The sequence below is a fragment of the Flavobacterium adhaerens genome, assembly GCF_040045115.1.
In the GTDB taxonomy this organism is placed as follows: domain Bacteria; phylum Bacteroidota; class Bacteroidia; order Flavobacteriales; family Flavobacteriaceae; genus Flavobacterium; species Flavobacterium adhaerens.
This window is the reverse complement of record NZ_JBDLZX010000009.1, coordinates 67,943-86,182: the sequence shown is the minus strand read 5'-3', so window position 1 is coordinate 86,182 and position 18,240 is coordinate 67,943. Positions and strand designations below refer to the sequence as shown.

Genomic DNA, 18,240 nt, shown 5'->3' with positions numbered 1-18,240 from the left:
TAAAGTTTGAAAGTTAAAAGTCGAAAGTCTTTCCTTTCGGACTTTACGACTTTAGAATTTCTAACTAATTTAATCTGCAATATTAGGATTTAACCATTTTACAGCCAATTCTTCCGAAATATTTCTTCGTTTGGCATAATCATTTACTTGGTCTTCTTTTATTTTTCCGAGTCCAAAATACCTACTTTGAGGATTTCCAAAATAATAACCCGAAACCGATGAAGCTGGCCACATTGCCATACTTTCGGTTAGTTTCACCCCGATTGCTGACTCAACGTTTAATAACTTCCAAATGGTTGGTTTCTCCAAATGGTCGGGACAAGCCGGATAACCTGGTGCTGGTCGAATTCCTTTGTAACTTTCTTTGATTAATTCTTCGTTGGTCAAAGTTTCATCTGCTGCATAACCCCAGAATTCTTTACGAACTTTTTCGTGCAAATATTCAGCAAAAGCTTCTGCAAAACGATCTGCTAAGGCTTTGACCATAATCGAATTGTAATCATCAAAGTTCTTAACATATTCATCTGCCCATTCATCGACACCAAAACCAGTGGTTACACAAAATGCTCCCATGTAGTCTGTTTTGCCCAATTCTTTTGGCGCAATAAAATCAGACAAAGCGATATTCGGCGCGCCTTTAGTTTTTTGAGATTGCTGACGAAGCGTCAAGAATTTTTCAATTTCTTTTCCATCTGCATCATACAGCTGAATATCATCATCATTCACCTGATTGGCAGGGAAAATCCCATACACCCCTTTGGCTTGTAATTTCTTTTCGGTCAAAATTACTTTCATCATTTCCTGAGCATCATTGAATACTGATGTTGCCTGCTCGCCCACCACCTCATCGGTTAAAATCGCAGGGTATTTTCCGTGCAATTCCCAAGTTTGAAAAAATGGTGTCCAATCGATATAAGGTACTAATTCATCCAAATCAATCTCCACAACTTGTTTACCGATTACTTTTGGTTTTACAGGTGTAAACTCATTCCAATCGATTGGGAATTTATTTTGACGAGCCTCTTCGATAGCCAAGAAATTTTTCTCTCTGGTACGACTTAAAAAAGTTTCTCTGAAAGCATCATACTCTTCGCGAATACCATTCATATACGCTTCTTTATTCTGATCCAATAAATTTCCGGCTACGGTTACTGCTCTCGAAGCATCATTTACGTGAATGGCAGTAGCCCGATATTGAGGTGCAATTTTCACAGCCGTATGTGCACGCGAAGTAGTCGCTCCTCCAATCATCACTGGAATCTGCATATCTCGTTTATCTAATTCTTTGGCCAAAAACACCATTTCGTCCAACGAAGGTGTAATCAAACCGCTCAATCCGATGATATCTACATTATGTGCGATGGCTTCGGCAATAATCTTTTCTGGCGCCACCATTACCCCCAAATCGATAATTTCGTAATTATTACAGGCCAAAACGACTCCCACGATGTTTTTACCAATATCATGAACGTCACCTTTTACGGTCGCCAATAAGATTTTTCCGTTTCCTTCTTTATCACCCGCTTGTTTTGAAGCTTCGATAAAAGGCAACAAATACGCCACGGCTTTTTTCATTACACGCGCCGATTTTACTACCTGAGGCAAGAACATTTTCCCGCTTCCGAATAAATCTCCCACCACGTTCATTCCCGCCATCAAATTGATTTCGATAACCTCAATTGGTTTCGTAGCAGCCAGTCGTGCTTCCTCAACATCTTCTTCAATAAACTGGTCTATTCCTTTGACCAAAGCATGTGTAATACGCTCTTGAAAATCTCCATTTCGCCATTCCTGAACGGCTTTCTCTGTAGTTTTACCTTCTCCTTTTACGCTTTCGGCAAAATCCAAAAGTCTTTCGGTAGCATCATCTCTTCTGTCGAGAATTACGTCTTCAACATATTCTAATAAATCCTTCGGAATATCATCATAAATTGTCAGCATTTCCGGATTTACAATTCCCATTGTCATTCCGGCTTTGATAGCGTGATACAAAAAAACCGAATGCATCGCCTCACGAACCACATCATTTCCACGGAACGAAAACGAAACGTTACTCACCCCACCGCTAATGTGTGCGTGTGGCAAATTGGCTCTCACCCACTCTGTTCCTCTAAAGAAATCCAAAGCGTTCAATCGGTGCTCTTCCATACCAGTTGCGACTGGAAAAATATTCAAATCGAAAATAATATCCTGAGGAGGAAAACCTACTTTGTTCACCAAAATATCATACGAACGCTGGCAAATTTCGACTCTTCGGTCGTAATTATCTGCCTGACCTACTTCGTCAAAAGCCATGACAATAGCAGCTGCTCCGTAACGTTTAATCAATTTAGCGTGATGAATAAACTGCTCTTCTCCCTCTTTCAAAGAAATCGAATTCACCACCGCTTTTCCTTGCACTACTTTCAGTCCTGCTTCGATAATATGCCATTTCGAACTGTCAATCATGATTGGCACACGGGCTATATCAGGTTCAGCAGCAATCAGATTTAGGAATCGCACCATGGCTTGTTCCCCATCGAGCATTCCCTCATCCATATTGATATCGATGATTTGAGCACCGCCTTCTACCTGCTCCTTAGCAATACTAAGTGCTTCGTCGTATTTTTCTTCTTTTATTAATCGAAGAAATTTTCGTGAACCCGTTACGTTGGTACGCTCTCCCACGTTTACAAAAACACTCTCGGGCGTAATAATCAACGGTTCTAATCCCGATAAATACAAATTTCTTCTTGCTTCTACTTCTGCCATTTTCTTTTGAGTTACTGAGTTCCTAAGCGGCTTAGCTTCTGAGTTATTTTATAGTATTTGCTTTTTACAAAGCTATTTTATTTTTATTTTTTTGGGCATGTCCCAAAGGTCGGGCTATCCGCTGTATCTTTTATTCCGCTATCGCTTCATAAAAGGATGCCGCTTCTATCCCTCACGCAAACGTTGTCCAATAAATCAATTTTCTAACAATTTATCCAATTGATTTTGAAGCGTTTTTTTGTCAGGCAAATACAACTGATATTTACTTAGTAATACTTTATTTGTAATGCTATCCGTAGCATATTCGACTAAAATATGATTCTTATGTGCGCCTAAAACAATTCCAATGGGTTCATTATCCCCTTCTGTAGCTTCTTCTTTTTTAAAATAATTGAGATACAAATTCATCTGTCCAATGTCTTGGTGATCAATTTCTCCCCTTTTCAAATCCACCAAAACAAAACATTTCAATATTCGATGATAAAAAAGTAAATCCAAATAGAAATGCTTTCCGCCAATACTCATCCGATATTGTCTACCAATAAAAGCAAAACCTTTTCCCATTTCCATAATGAACTGCTGTAAATTGGAAATGATTTTTTCTTCTAATTCGTTTTCCAAATACTGATGCTGTTCTGGAATATTTAAAAAATCCAATACAAAAGGATCCTTAATAAGATCTTCAGGATTTTCTACAATATGTCCTTCTTTTGCTAATTTCAAAACTCCTTCTTTGTCCTTACTCAATGCCAATCTTTCAAACAAAGAACTCTTCATTTGACGTTTTAGTTCCCTAACACTCCATCTTTCGTGTTGGCATTGTTTACTGTAAAAAGCTAACTCTAAATCATTACTTGACTTCAATATCTCTATATAATGACTCCAAGTCAATTGTCCAGACAGTGTCTGGATATTTTGAAACTTGAAATAAAACTGACGAATCTGAAAGAGATTGGAACGGCTGAATCCCTTACCATAACTTTGCCTTAAATCTTTAGAAAGAGTGTCCAACAATTGAGTTCCGTACTCTGCTTTTTCACTTCCCTTTTGTTCAAACTCAACAATATGCTGCCCGATATACCAATAAGTCTGCACCAAAATAGTATTGACCGATTGCACAGCTTGCTGTCTGCCTTGCTGTAACAAACCTCCAATTTTATCGATGAGTTCGCTATACGGTTGCTTTTCTAGGTTCATATATTGTTGTTTGTAACTTATTTCTTCTCCCGCAGATATCACATATATTTTATCCGCAAAAACCATCTGAATCTATTTGATTTTTATTTTTTACTCTTTGCGGGCACGGATTGCAAATCCGCGCTATCAGGTTTTTAAAACCTTCGCTATTTAATATTTTTATTTTCTCACGCAGATTTTGCAGATAACGCAGATTTTTTGTCTGTTAAAATCAGCTGATTTTACGTGATTTTATTTTTTAATCTCTTTGCAGACACGGATTACAAATCCTAGCTGTCAGATCAAATAACTAATAAATGCACAAATTCCAATCAAAATCAATAATAACCCAGACATAAATATTTTTAATGTAGTTGGAAAAAGCATATCATCAGTATCATATTTATAGAATTTATTCTTCAAACAAATAATCAATCCAGCTAAACACGAAAAAATCCCAACAATTAATTTTAAAACTGGATATACAAAAAATATATCTTCTTGCATTTATTTAAATTACACTAATCTCAATCATTAATTTACAACACCACCTCTGAAACCCTCGGTTTATAATCCTTTGCAACTTCAGCCATCAAACGGATATGATCTGGTGTTGTTCCGCAACAGCCTCCTATGATGTTAATTAAATTATCTTCTAAATATTCCTTAATAAAAACCTGAGTCTGTTCTGGTGTTTCGTCATATTCTCCAAAGGCATTTGGCAATCCTGCATTAGGATGCGCTGAAATGTTGAACGATGTATTGTGTGACAAAGTCTGTAAATACGGTTTCAGCAAGTCGGCTCCCAAAGCGCAATTGAATCCTACACTCAACAATGGAATGTGAGAAACAGAAATCAAAAATGCCTCTACTGTTTGTCCCGAAAGGGTTCTTCCCGAAGCATCGGTAATCGTTCCCGAAACCATGATTGGAATATCCAAATTACGTTCTTCTTTTACTTCTTCGATGGCGAAAAGTGCGGCTTTGGCATTCAAGGTATCGAAAATAGTTTCTACCAACAACAAATCGCAACCCCCATCCATCAAAGCTTCTACTTGTTGTTTGTAGGCAATGCGCAAATCATCAAATGTCACAGCTCTATAGCCTGGATCATTCACGTCTGGTGACATGCTTGCTGTACGGTTTGTTGGCCCGATAGAACCTGCTACAAAACGAGGCTTTTCAGGATTTTTGGCGGTGAATTCGTCAGCTACTTGACGAGCAATTTTTGCTGATTCGTAATTGAGTTCATACACCAAATCTTCCATGTGGTAATCGGCCATACCTATTGTAGTTCCAGAAAACGTATTGGTTTCTACTATATCGGCACCGGCTTCAAAATACGCAGCGTGAACCTCGGCAATGGCTTTGGGTTGTGTTAAAGACAATAAATCGTTGTTTCCTTTTAGCGGATGTGGAAAATCTTTGAAACGCTCGCCTCTAAAATCCTCTTCGGAGAATTTATAACGTTGCAACATGGTTCCCATAGCTCCGTCGAGGATAAGTATTCTTTCTTTGATTGCTTCTTGAATTGTTGACATAACTTTATTCTATTTTTATTTGCACGCAGATTTTGCAGATTCAGCAGATTTTTTTCCACTTGTTTTCACAATATATTTATGCAACTTATCTTTTTAGTTTCATTCCCAAAAAAGCTCAATTTTGGCTCTATAGCCCCGATTGTAGCGACATCTTTTTGTGGTGGTGTTCGCCACAAAAAATATAGCAAAAAGCGGGAATCCATCTTGGCTGAAAATGCCTTATCTTTCGCTCCTCCTTTCGACTAGGCTCAAAATTAATTCTGGCTACAATTTTGGAACTGCAAAGTAAAGCAATAGCCTTACCACTTGCAAGTGATAAGGCTATTTTGATATAATTGTAAATTGTATTTTAGTTTATCGCTTTTACAACCGCTTTAGGAGCTTCTTTACGAGTACCGTCGAATCCGTCAACTCCAGAAACAGTAGTATATTTCAGTACGTATTTTTTACCTGGATTTACGATTTGGTATGCTGCTTGACACATCAAAGTTGCTTCATGGAAACCGCAAAGAATCAATTTTAATTTACCTGGGTAAGTGTTGATATCTCCAATAGCGAAAATTCCAGGAATGTTGGTTTGATAATCTAAAGCGTTGTTTACTTTGATCGCATTTTTCTCGATTTCTAATCCCCAGTCTCCGATAGGTCCTAATTTTGGAGTTAATCCAAAAAGTGGAATAAAATAATCACAAGCAATATTACGGTGTGCTCCGTTTTCATCTAAATCGATAGATTCTACGTGCTCTGCTCCGTTGATTCCTACTACCTCTGCTGGTGTAATCATGTGGATTTTTCCAGCATTTTTTAGTTCCTGTACTTTTTCTACTGAGTCTAAAGCACCACGGAATTCATTTCTTCTGTGAATCAAAGTTACTTCTGAAGCTACATCGGCCAAGAAGATACTCCAATCCAGAGCTGAATCTCCACCTCCAGCAATTACCACACGTTTGTTTCTGAATTCTTCAGGGTTCTTGATAAAGTATTTTACTCCTTTGTCTTCGTAAAATTCTATATCTTCGATTAATGGTTTTCTTGGCTCGAAACTTCCTAAACCTCCAGCAATTGCAATTACTTTGGCGTGGAATTCAGTTCCTTCGTTTGAAGTTACGATAAAGCTTCCGTCTTCTTGTTTTACGATAGTTTCGGCACGCTCTCCTAATGTAAATCCTGGTTCAAATTGTTTAATTTGCTCCATTAAGTTATTTACCAAATCTCCAGCCAATACTTCTGGAAATCCTGGAATATCATAGATTGGTTTTTTAGGATATAATTCGGCTAATTGTCCTCCTGGTTGTGGTAATGCATCAAGAATATGACATTTTAATTTTAATAATCCTGCTTCAAAAACAGTAAATAGACCTGTTGGTCCTGCTCCAATTATAAGTATGTCTGTTTCGATCATCTTTTAATTATTTATAATGATTCTTAATAAATACAAAGAAACGAATAATTTATTCTATTTTCAATAATTTTCATCATTCCTTTCTTTGGTGTTTTTTACTCTTTATTTTTTCATCGGTCTAAAACCCGGTGCTACTGAATACTTATTCTTTATTTTTTAATGCTTCGGTAATCTCGTTCATTTTCTGAACTTTTTCTTCGAAATCTCCTTTTAATGTTTTTCTGTATTCATTGAGGTTTTGCACCATTTTATCGACATCCTCTGGAATTACTTCTTCGAAAAACTCTCTTAGTCTTTTAGCTGTCGTGGGTGATTTCCCATTGGTCGAAATCGCTAATTTGACATTTCCTTTAGTTACAATTCCGCCCAAATAGTAATCACATAAATTGGGTGTATCGGCAATATTGCAAATCAAATAACGTTTATGAGCCAAATCGTAAACTCGTTTGTTGATTTCGAGACTGTCTGTACAAGCAATCACCATATGACGTTTCTTGAGCATTTTTTTCTTAAACTTCGATTTTGTCAATGTAACCGAAGGATGCTTTTCGGCTAAAGCAACCAACTCTGGTAAGAACTTTTTTGCTACTACCTCGACATTGGCATTTGGACTCGATTTTAGCATAAAAGACAACTTTTCTAATCCTACGTTTCCCCCACCCACAATCAACACATTGATACTGTGCAGTTTTAAAAAAATAGGATATAATTCGTTTCTTTCCATTCTTGCTGATTATTTTAATCGGTTCTTAAATTTATCTGTATGTACAGACGGGTTTAAAACCGAACCTGTACAGACGGGTTTAAAACTGAACCTGTACAGACGGGTTTAAAACCCGTCTCTACAGAACAATTTCTACTTGTACAGACGGGTTTGAAACCCGTCTCTACTATGAAACCAAAAATTCTTCGTAGAACCCTTTTAATTTATTACTTTCTTTTACAACCTCTCCAATGACGATGATAGCTGGCGAACTTAAATTTTGTTCTTGTACAACATTCAAAATTGAATCAACCGTTCCTACTCCAATCTTTTCATTAGCCGTTGTTCCGTTTTGAATAATCGCAACGGGAGTTTCACCTTTCGATTCCTTTTGGAACAAATTAACTATTTGCGAAAGTTTATTCATTCCCATCAAAATTACTACCGTTGCCGACGATTTTGATGCTAAAGCAACATCTTTAGACAATTTAGCATCGGATGTTGTCCCAGTAATTACCCAAAAACTTTCAGAAATTCCTCTTTTGGTCAACGCTATTCCTTGGTAAGCAGGAACGGCTATTGATGACGAAATTCCAGGCACCACAAACGTAGGTATTCCAAAACTCTCTACAAATTCTATTTCTTCACTTCCTCGTCCAAAAATAAATGGATCACCACCTTTTAATCGTACTACATGTCCATATGTTAGCGCATTATCAACAATTAACTGATTGATTTGATCTTGCGTATAACTGTGATCACCGATTCTTTTTCCAACAAAAATCTTGATGGCTTCTTTTGGAGCATAATCTAATATTTCATCATTTGCTAATGCGTCATATAAAACTACATTCGCACTAGTAAGAGCATTTACTGCCTTTACGGTTAGCAAATCTGGATCTCCTGGACCTGCTCCTACTAAAGTTACTTGAGGTTCACCACCCCTGCCCTGCCCGAAAGGGAGGGAGTTGATAGTATTATGTATTGATTTTTGACTCATTACAATTTAAGCATCAGCTAAATCTTTGGCTCTGTATTTTTCTATTACTTCAAAAAATGAAATTCCTTCTTGAATATACTGTTTTGCAAAAGCTTCTGATGGTTGAATTTGATTGATTTGATACACTAAATCTTTGAACGATGTAGCCAATTCTATTTTATTTGTTTCAACAAAAACAGTATCGAATAAATCAACTATTCCTGCATGTGTATTTGTTTTCTCATTTGCTGAAAGCAACAATGCTTTTGCACCGTTTACAAATCCTGAATAAGCGTGGTAAATCGCATCTGACCATTTTCCTTCCTCAAATGATTCTTGTGCAAATGTCAATTTGTCTTTGGCTTCTAACAATAAAGTAGCAACCAAATCGATAACAACTCCAGCACATTCTCCAACTCCAACCGCTTTTACATAGTTATCAGCATTTCCCCAATCTACGAAATCTTCTTCGGTAAGATTGGTTACATCTGAAAGTGGTTTCAATATTTCATAAAAATATTTTTCACCCTTTTCATCATAGTAATTCAAGAATGACATTCCGTTTGCATTAGCTCCAAAATCATTCAAAATAGTCCTTAAAGCTTCTGGACCACGTTTACTTGGAATTTTGATTACTTTATCGGCAAAACGGCCTTCACCGTTTCCTAAGCGTCCTCCTCCTAATAAAACTTGCAATGCTGGTGCCACTAATTTTCCAGAATTGATTGACATTCCTTGAAAACCAATTGCTGACATATTGTGCTGCCCGCAAGCATTCATACAACCAGAAATTTTAATTTCTACATCACGATTTTCTTTATATTGAGGGTATTCTGCATTAATAACACGCTCTAACTCATCAGCGATTCCAGTACTGCTGGCAATTCCCAAATTACAAGTATCTGTACCAGGACAAGCTGTGATATCTGCCAAAGAATTGTAGCCTAAAGCAACCATGTCTAATTTGGCTAATTCTTGGTAAAAGAATGGTAAGTTTTCTTCTTTTACGTGACGAATTACAATATTCTGACGCAATGAAAAACGCAATTCATTAGCAGCATAATTTTTAATCAAATCTGCTAATTGTCTGGCTTTATCAATGTAAAAATCTCCTAAAAGAACTTTAATTCCGATTGCATAATAACCCGATTGTTTTTGGGCAATTACATTCGATTTTTTCCAAGCTTCGTAGGCAGCTGTATCTTCAATTGTTACTTGTGGAACTTCTAATAAAGGCTCAGGAATTGGCCCTTCAAAAGCCGTTGTATCTATTTCGTAAGTTTCGAAAGCAATTGCTTTTTTCTCTGCTTCAACCAATTCTAAAAAGGCATCTTTCCCAATATCTTTGATTAAGAACTTCATACGCGCTTTCATACGTTTAGCACGCTCACCATGTCTATCAAACACACGGATGATTCCTTCGGCAGTTGGAACAATTTGATTTACCGGAATAAACTCCGAAAGTAATTCTGCGTGAGCTGGCTGTGAACCTAAACCTCCACCAAAAACTACTTTAAATCCTTTTTGCCCACCTTTAATTTTTGGAATAAATCCTAAATCGTGCAAATAACTCAAAGCAGTATCTTCATCTGAAGAAGAAAACGAAATTTTGAATTTACGTCCCATTTCCTGACAAATTGGATTTCTCAATAAATATTGAAACATTCCATGTGCATAAGGAGTCACATCAAAAGGTTCGTTAACATCTACACCTGCTAATTCACTTCCTGTTATATTACGAACTGTATTACCACAAGCTTCACGTAAGGTAATATCGTTTTTAGCCAATTCTGCCCAAAGTTCTGGTGTTCTATCTAAACTAACATAGTGAATTTGAATATCCTGACGAGTTGTAATATGCAAACGTCCTGTAGAATACTCTTCGGAAACATCGGTGATACGTTTTAATTGTTCGCTGGTTACTTTTCCATAAGGCAATTTGATACGAATCATTTGTACCCCTTCTTGACGCTGGCCGTAGATTCCACGAGCCAAACGAAGGCTACGAAAACGCTCGTCATCAATTTTTCCGCCACGGAATAAATGAATCTTTTTTTCTAATTCGATAATTTCTTTTTGAACTATCGGATTTTCTATTTCTGTTCTAAAACTTTCCATTTTTATTAGCTTTGGCTATTTGCAAAAATTATTTTATAAACCCAACTCCTGCTGTAGTGTTGGTAGTAGCATCGATCAAGATAAAGGCTCCATTTGATTTGTTTTCGTTATACGCATCAAAATAAATAGCTTTACTCAATTTAATTGTCACTTCTCCAATTTCGTTAATAGCCAATTGAGAAGCTGGTGTTGTACCAGAATAATCCGTTGCGATTACATTTTTCACGCTATCAATTTTTGCCAAAACTCTGTTAGTATTATGTTGCACATAATATTTAGCTCCAGCAACTAATTTTTTACTGTCCATCCAACAAACAGTTGTTGTAATGTCTTTTTCAATTCTTGGAAGTTCACTTGATTTTACAATCATATCTCCTCTTGTCACATTGATATCATTTTCTAATTCAATTGTGATAGAAGAACCAGCCGTAGCTTCGCTAAATGATTTATCAAAAAAGTGAATGTTCGTCACTTTTGATTCTGTCAAAGATGGAAGAACCGTTACAGCATCGCCAACTTTGATATTGTTTCCTGACAATTTTCCGGCATAACCTCTAAAATCATGGTACTCATCTGTTTTAGGACGAATAACTGTTTGTACTGGGAAACGGGCTTTACCAACTTCGTAAACATCATGAGAGTGCAAACCTTCTAAATGTTCTAAAACCGTTTGACCTGTGTACCAAGGCATATTTTTTGACTTATCAGCCACATTCCCTCCATTGATTGCACTAAGCGGAATATAACTTACATTTTGCTCTTTGTATGAACTCTTAGCGTTTAAGGCTTGGAAGTCAGCTTTGATTTTATTAAAAACTTCTTCAGAATAATCTACTAAGTCCATTTTGTTGATAGCCACAATCACGTCTTTTACCCTCAATAAATTATTGATAAAAAAGTGACGGTAAGTTTGCTCAATTACACCTTTACGAGCATCGATCAAAATGATAGATACTTGCGAAGTTGAAGCTCCGGTAACCATGTTGCGTGTATATTCTACGTGACCTGGAGTATCGGCAATAATGTAACTTTTTTTTGCAGTCGAAAAATAAATATGCGCTACATCTATTGTAATTCCTTGTTCTCTCTCAGCCACCAAACCATCTGTAGCCAAAGAAAAATCTAAATAATCGTATCCTTTTTGTTTACTACTTTTTTCGATTGCTTCAATTTTGTCTGTCGTCAAAGATTTAGTATCGTATAATAATCTTCCGATTAATGTACTTTTTCCGTCATCTACACTTCCTGCTGTTGCTATTTTTAAAACTTCCATTTTATATTTTGGTTTAAAGTTTTAAGGTTATACGTTTTAACCTTAAATCGAACTTTCTTAATACTTAATACTTTTCACTTAATACTTGTTTAAAAGTATCCTTGTTGCTTACGTTTTTCCATCGCAGCCTCAGAACGTTTATCATCGATTCGAGCCCCTCTTTCAGAAATGGTTGATTGTCTAATCTCTCCAACTACCTCAGCAATTGTTGCAGCATACGATTCGACAGCGGCTGTACAACTCATGTCTCCAACGGTTCTGAAGCGAACAATTCTTTCCTCGACTTGTTCGTCTTCTTCTTGGTACACAAAAGGAGAGTGTGACCAAATTAAACCGTCTCTCAAAAAAACTTTACGTTTGTGCGAAAAATAGATTGATGGTATTTCAATTTGTTCTTGTTCGATATAACTCCAAACATCTAATTCTGTCCAGTTTGAAATTGGAAAAACACGAACGTTTTGCCCATTTTCAATTTTTCCATTTAACAAATCGAATAATTCTGGGCGTTGGTTTTTCTCGTCCCATTGACCAAAATCATCACGAACAGAGAAAATACGTTCTTTAGCTCTTGCTTTTTCTTCGTCACGTCGAGCACCACCTATACAAGCATCAAATTTAAATTCCTCGATAGCATCTAAAAGCGTCGTAGTTTGCAAACTATTTCTACTAGAATATTTCCCAGATTCTTCTACTACTTTTCCTTGATCGATAGCATCTTGTACATTACGAACAATTAACTCTAATCCTAATTCTTCAACCAATTTATCTCTAAAAGCAATAGTTTCAGGAAAGTTGTGTCCTGTATCTACGTGCAATAATGGGAAAGGAATTTTGGCCGGAAAAAACGCTTTTTGCGCCAAACGCACCAATGTAATCGAATCTTTTCCTCCTGAAAAAAGCAATACAGGCTTATCAAATTGAGAAATTACTTCTCTGAATATATAAATTGCTTCGCTCTCTAAAGCATTTGTTTTTAATACTGAACTCATCTTTTTAATTTAAAAATTGAAAGATTTAATGATTTTAAATTCTCTGAATTATAATATCTATCTTCTTTATTCTTTTATCTTTTTCTTTACTCTTTTTTCTCTCCGTGTAATCCACACTCTTTATGACTAGATTCCCAATACCACCTTCCTGCTCTGATATCTTCTCCAGGAAAAATGGCTCTAGTACAAGGTGCGCATCCAATACTTACAAATCCTTTTTTATGTAATGCGTTTTGAGGTACATTGTTTTGTTCTAAATAATCCTCAACTTCTTGCAAAGTCCATTTTAATAATGGATTAAATTTAACAATATCAAAACCTGCATCATACTCGAATAAAGCTAAACTATTTCTATTTTCAGATTGTTCTGCTCTTAAACCTGTAATCCAAATGGCATTTCCTGACAAAGCTTTTCGTAACGGAACTACTTTTCGAATGAAACAACATTCTTTTCTATTTTCTACCGATTCATAAAAGCTGTTTGGTCCTTTTTGTTTTAATAAACTTTCTACTGTTGCCGCTTCTGGAAAATAGACTTCGATAGGCTTTTTGTATTTTTTTAAAGTCTTATGAAAAACATCATATGTTTCTTGGAATAACCTACCAGTATCTAATGTAAAAATGTTTATTGGTAATTCGTTTTGAGCAATTAAAGCTGTAATCACTTGATCCTCTTGCCCGAACGATGTAGAAAAAACCACTTTACCTGGATACTCATTACCTAAAAAAGCCAATGTTTCTTCAATCGAGAAATTGGCTGTTTTTTCTAATAAAGTATTTACTATTGCTGAATCTATCATTATTTTTTTATTTTAAAATCCATTACCCTATCGGGTTACTAGATTACTTTGCAAATTTACTACTTATTTCTAAATATCAAAATATTATTTTTAGATTTTACATCAAGTATAACTTTATCCTTAAATTATGTTGTGTATTCGTTATTTAAAACCACAAAATAAAACTAAACAATTCACAATAAATACATTACAACCTAATACAAAAACAAAATTTAATAATTCTACCATTTTGATAGGATTATTATAAGTTAGTTATTACATTTGCAAAAAAAAATTTTTTATGGATTTTCAAATAGGATTAGTAGTTGCAGGGTTATTCGTAGGTTTTGTAGTTGGAATGACAGGTGTTGGAGGTGGTTCACTTATGACACCAATTTTATTATGGTTTGGTATTCCTCCTACTACAGCTGTAGGAACCGATTTATTGTATGCTGCTTTTACCAAAATGGGCGGTATATTTGTACACAATAAGAAAGGAAATATCAATTGGTCAATTACTGGCTGGTTAACGTTAGGAAGTGTACCTGCTGCATTATTAACTTTATGGATTTTGCACAGTATAAAAACCGATGTGAGCACTGTAAACACAGTAATTAAATACAGTTTGGGCTGGGCTCTTTTGTTTACGTCGATAGCAATCATTTTCAAGAAGAAACTTTTAAATTTTTCTCAAAAACACGCTGGCGATAAATTTCACAGTGAAAGCAGCACTCCAAATATATTAACAATTGGTATAGGTGTTCTATTGGGTGCAACAGTAACCTTAACTTCTATTGGTGCAGGGGCATTGGGAACTGTAACACTGTTTTTTTTGTACCCTCTTTTACCAACTCCAAAATTGGTTGGAACCGAAATTGCTCACGCAGTACCATTAACTTTAGTAGCTGGATTAGGACATGCTACAATGGGAAATTTGGATTTAAGTTTACTAGGACAACTTTTGATGGGGTCATTACCTGGAATATACATGGGAAGTATGTTAAGTGGTAAAGTTCCCGATTTATTCCTAAGAAATGCGATTGCTGTAATGTTATTTATGGTGGGATATAAATTGGTTTTTTAAGTTTACCTCATATTAAAAACAACAAATTGCACTAATTTTTACAAATTAACAAGTGAGAATTTTTATAATCAAAAAAAGACCATTCCATTGATTTATTTCAAAGAATGGTCTTTTCTTTTTCATATAAATTAGCTTTAAATGAAACTTATAAGACTTACATGTTTTAATACTTAAAAAGCAATATCTGCCAAAGTGTTTTTTTCGAGTATCATTAGGGTATTATCCCGAACTTGAGTCATTAATCGACGTGCAGCACAAGTTCCTTCATCATCGCAATCATCACATTTCTCATAAAAATTATGCGAAGCACAAGGAAGTAAAGCAATTGGTCCTTCAAGAATTCTGTAAACTTTTGCCATACTGATATCTTTAGGATCTTTTATCAAATAATACCCCCCACCTTTACCTTTTTTAGCTCCCAAAAAACCAGAATTTCGTAGTAATAATAAAATACTTTCTAAAAACTTAATCGAAATATGTTCGCTTTGCGCAATATCAGCAATGGCTACGGGTTCGTTATTTTCACGTCTAGCCAAATAAGTCAAGGCTTTAATTCCGTATTTAGTTTTCTTTGAAAGCACTTATAAAGATTTTAGATTGCAGAATTTAAATTTCAGATTTATAAAAAGGTATCTGTTTTTATAACAAAAATATAATTTTTGATTGAAGAATCAGAATAATACTCTATTAATTTTATAGACTATTACTTTGAATACTAACTAATCATTCTTGAAACAATTATTGTTTAAAAAACTATCGCACGTATTCAAGATTTCATTACAAATTAAAGCTATAATTTCATGTTCTAAATACAATTGATGATTTTGATTTGGAAGAATTACATTTGATACATTTAAATCCAAAAACCATTGCGTATTAGGCCTATTAGAATCATCTTCTCCAAAATATAACTTCAATTTACAATTTGGAGTTTGGGTTTCATAACGCAATCTAGTGGAAGAAACTGCAAATAATTGTAAAACTTTTAAACCTTGTAATGAAGCTTTCCAAGCAATGGTTCCCCCAATACTAAATCCTAAAATAAATACTTTTTCTTTTTCATGATTTAATAAATTTTGAACAGCTTTATCAATTCCATTCTCTAAAAATTGACTATGAATATCCTTCTCATCAAAATCTACAGTTCGAATCTCTCCTAGTTTAAGAACATCATAATACTGAATATCAAAGCTATACTCTAATTTTTCAATATAGTAATTTATCCATTCTAATTTTTTACTGCCAAACAAATCTGATAAAATAAGTAATCTTGATTTTGGCATAATTAAAATTTTATAAACATCTAAAAAACAAAGCCCACATTTTAGAAAGTGGGCTTAAGTATAATCAATTAACCTTATATATAATCTTATGACAATGCTTGCTCCAAATCAGCAATTACATCTTTTACAGTTTCTAAACCTACGGAAACACGAACTAAACCTTCGGTAATTCCTACTGCTAGTTTTTCATCCACTGACAATTTACTGTGCGTTGTAGATGCAGGATGTGTTACAATTGTTTTTACATCTCCAATGTTTGCAGAAAGCGAACACAATTTTATTTTATCCAAAAACTTTCTACCAGCTTCGATTCCACCTTTAATTTCGAAAGCAATAATATTGCCACCTAAAAGCATTTGTTTTTTGGCCACTTCGTATTTTGGGTGTGACTTCAGAAATGGATATTTTACGCTATTTACATTTGGATGACTTTCTAAAAACTCAGCCACTTTCAACGCATTTTCGCAATGTCTATCCACACGAACTGCCAACGTTTCTAAGCTTTTTGATAAAACCCAGGCATTGAATGGTGACATTGCAGGACCTGTATTTCTGGAGAATAAGTATATCTTGCGAATCAAATCAGCTTGTCCAACTGCAATTCCACCCAATACACGTCCTTGACCATCCATTAATTTAGTAGCCGAATGCACTACGATATGTGCACCATATTTAATAGGTTGTTGAACATAAGGTGTTACAAAACAATTATCTACTATAAAAATTAAATTATGCTTTTTGGCAATTTCGCCCAACAACTCCAAATCAATTACATCTACACCAGGATTTGTTGGCGTTTCTACGTATAAAATTTTAGAATTTGGTTTGATAAAACTTTCAACTGTTTCAGGCTTATTAATATCGAAATAAGAAGTTTCAATTTTCCATTTTGGAAAATAAGTCATAAACAACGCATGAGTAGAACCAAAAACACTTCCTGCAGAAACAATATGGTCTCCTGATTCTAACAAAGCCGCAAAAGTCGAATAAATTGCTGCCATTCCTGTTGCAAATGCATATCCTGCCTCAGCACCTTCCATAGCACAGACTTTATCTACAAATTCAGTTGTATTTGGATTGCTAAAACGAGAATAAATATTTCTTACTTTTTCTTCTGTAAAAGATGCTCTCATGTCCTCGGCATCTTCAAATACAAAACTTGAAGACAAATATAGAGGTGTAGAATGCTCTAAAAATTGTGTTTTATCTAAATGATTACGTATGGCTTGGGTTTCGAACCCGAATTCTTGTTCTTCCATTTTTTTATTTTTTAAATACGGATTCCACAAATTTGTGCGAATTCATATTGTTTTTTTAAATCTCGCTAACTAAATAATTCGAAATCTTTATTAATTAGCACTCTATTATAGTTGTTGAAATTAAATTTAGATTTTAGCTAATTCTACTCCGTTCAAAATCACCTTGTAATGAATGGTAGCTGTTGGTTCTACTGTTTTAGAAACCGAACAGTATTTATCAAAAGATAATTGGGCAGCTTTTGCTGCTTTGTCTTCTTTGATATTTCCTTCTAAAGAAAAAACTACATAAATATTTTTAAACGGCTTTGCCTCACCAACTTGAACACGTTCTCCCTCAACCTCAGCCTTGAAAGAAGTAATTTCCTGACGTTGCTTTTTTAAGATCGAAATCATATCGATTCCGCTGCAACCTGCTACTCCCATCAATACCAATTCCATTGGACTTGGTCCCATATCGTTTCCTCCAAAATCAGGACGTGCATCTACATTTACTATATGTCCACGTTCGTTTTTTAATTCGAAGTGGAAATTTTCGTTTACTCTGTTTAATGTAATTTTCATGGTCTTGTTGTTTGTTTTTTTTCCTTATTTTATTAAAGTTTAGTTCCTTTTATGGACAAAACCGTTTTTATAGACTGATCTCTCAAATGAAGAAACTTTTTTCGTTCTTCATCATGTTTGAAATTTTCAAAATCTTCTTCGGATGCAAATTCCACCAAATGAATCTCATAAGGTTTCTCTATATTGCTTTCAATATAACTTTTCTCATCTGGACGCACCCTAAGCAGTAATTGTCCGTTGTATTTCAAAATCGTTGGAATAGCAATTGCTTCAAACTCATGAAAAACTTCTTCCTGTCCTTGAAATACGTATATGAATTGTGTTATAAATATCATTTGCTAA

General features: G+C 35.0%; 16 protein-coding genes. 1 reads left to right on the top strand and 15 read right to left on the bottom strand.

The annotated features are described in order from the left end of the window. Window positions 1–69: 69 nt before the first annotated feature. The 10 genes from metH to ABEB18_RS13215 form a co-directional block, all read right to left on the bottom strand. Entirely contained in the window at window positions 70–2,751 is a 2,682-nt protein-coding gene (metH, locus tag ABEB18_RS13260; protein WP_348799789.1) for a methionine synthase, read from the bottom strand. A 195-nt stretch (window positions 2,752–2,946) separates the two neighbouring features. Further along, window positions 2,947–3,948, bottom strand: a complete 1,002-nt coding sequence (locus tag ABEB18_RS13255; protein ID WP_348799788.1) for a PDDEXK nuclease domain-containing protein — start codon at window positions 3,946–3,948, stop codon at window positions 2,947–2,949. A gap of 518 nt (window positions 3,949–4,466) precedes the next feature. Beyond that, window positions 4,467–5,468, bottom strand: a complete 1,002-nt coding sequence (locus ABEB18_RS13250; protein ID WP_348799787.1) for a homocysteine S-methyltransferase family protein — start codon at window positions 5,466–5,468, stop codon at window positions 4,467–4,469. Window positions 5,469–5,817: 349 nt separating this feature from the next. Then, window positions 5,818–6,870: an NAD(P)/FAD-dependent oxidoreductase gene (locus ABEB18_RS13245; RefSeq protein ID WP_348799786.1), complete on the bottom strand. Its 1,053-nt coding sequence runs from the start codon at window positions 6,868–6,870 to the stop codon at window positions 5,818–5,820. A 142-nt stretch (window positions 6,871–7,012) separates the two neighbouring features. Then, on the bottom strand, window positions 7,013–7,594 hold the full coding sequence (locus ABEB18_RS13240; RefSeq protein ID WP_348799785.1) for a precorrin-2 dehydrogenase/sirohydrochlorin ferrochelatase family protein: 582 nt from the start codon (window positions 7,592–7,594) through the stop codon (window positions 7,013–7,015). Window positions 7,595–7,760: 166 nt separating this feature from the next. Continuing rightward, the gene (gene cobA / locus ABEB18_RS13235) at window positions 7,761–8,573 is read right to left on the bottom strand and encodes a uroporphyrinogen-III C-methyltransferase (RefSeq protein ID WP_348799784.1); all 813 of its coding nucleotides are present in this window, start codon (window positions 8,571–8,573) and stop codon (window positions 7,761–7,763) included. Window positions 8,574–8,579: 6 nt separating this feature from the next. Then, complete coding sequence (locus tag ABEB18_RS13230; RefSeq protein ID WP_348799783.1) at window positions 8,580–10,670, bottom strand: ferredoxin-like domain-containing protein; 2,091 nt, start codon at window positions 10,668–10,670, stop codon at window positions 8,580–8,582. Window positions 10,671–10,698: 28 nt separating this feature from the next. Beyond that, a complete protein-coding gene (locus tag ABEB18_RS13225) occupies window positions 10,699–11,943 on the bottom strand; it encodes a sulfate adenylyltransferase subunit 1 (RefSeq protein ID WP_348799782.1) in 1,245 nt (414 codons plus the stop codon). Between the two features lie 89 nt (window positions 11,944–12,032). Continuing rightward, entirely contained in the window at window positions 12,033–12,932 is a 900-nt protein-coding gene (gene cysD, locus ABEB18_RS13220; RefSeq protein ID WP_348799781.1) for a sulfate adenylyltransferase subunit CysD, read from the bottom strand. An 86-nt stretch (window positions 12,933–13,018) separates the two neighbouring features. After that, on the bottom strand, window positions 13,019–13,732 hold the full coding sequence (locus tag ABEB18_RS13215) for a phosphoadenylyl-sulfate reductase (RefSeq protein WP_438861448.1): 714 nt from the start codon (window positions 13,730–13,732) through the stop codon (window positions 13,019–13,021). Window positions 13,733–14,012: 280 nt separating this feature from the next. On the opposite strand from ABEB18_RS13215, the gene ABEB18_RS13210 reads away from it, so the two are divergent. Then, window positions 14,013–14,795: a sulfite exporter TauE/SafE family protein gene (locus tag ABEB18_RS13210; RefSeq protein ID WP_348799780.1), complete on the top strand. Its 783-nt coding sequence runs from the start codon at window positions 14,013–14,015 to the stop codon at window positions 14,793–14,795. Between the two features lie 170 nt (window positions 14,796–14,965). Here the strand turns inward: ABEB18_RS13210 and ABEB18_RS13205 are convergent, their stop codons facing one another. The 5 genes from ABEB18_RS13205 to ABEB18_RS13185 form a co-directional block, all read right to left on the bottom strand. Next, entirely contained in the window at window positions 14,966–15,376 is a 411-nt protein-coding gene (locus ABEB18_RS13205; RefSeq protein ID WP_348799779.1) for an RrF2 family transcriptional regulator, read from the bottom strand. Between the two features lie 138 nt (window positions 15,377–15,514). Beyond that, window positions 15,515–16,078 (bottom strand): alpha/beta hydrolase, encoded by a 564-nt coding sequence (locus ABEB18_RS13200; protein WP_348799778.1) that lies wholly within the window; start codon window positions 16,076–16,078, stop codon window positions 15,515–15,517. 86 nt (window positions 16,079–16,164) lie between these two features. Beyond that, window positions 16,165–17,337 (bottom strand): trans-sulfuration enzyme family protein, encoded by a 1,173-nt coding sequence (locus tag ABEB18_RS13195; protein WP_348799777.1) that lies wholly within the window; start codon window positions 17,335–17,337, stop codon window positions 16,165–16,167. A 126-nt stretch (window positions 17,338–17,463) separates the two neighbouring features. Then, on the bottom strand, window positions 17,464–17,898 hold the full coding sequence (locus ABEB18_RS13190; protein WP_348799776.1) for an OsmC family protein: 435 nt from the start codon (window positions 17,896–17,898) through the stop codon (window positions 17,464–17,466). A gap of 32 nt (window positions 17,899–17,930) precedes the next feature. Beyond that, on the bottom strand, window positions 17,931–18,233 hold the full coding sequence (locus ABEB18_RS13185; protein WP_348799775.1) for a hypothetical protein: 303 nt from the start codon (window positions 18,231–18,233) through the stop codon (window positions 17,931–17,933). Between the last annotated feature and the right edge of the window lie 7 nt (window positions 18,234–18,240).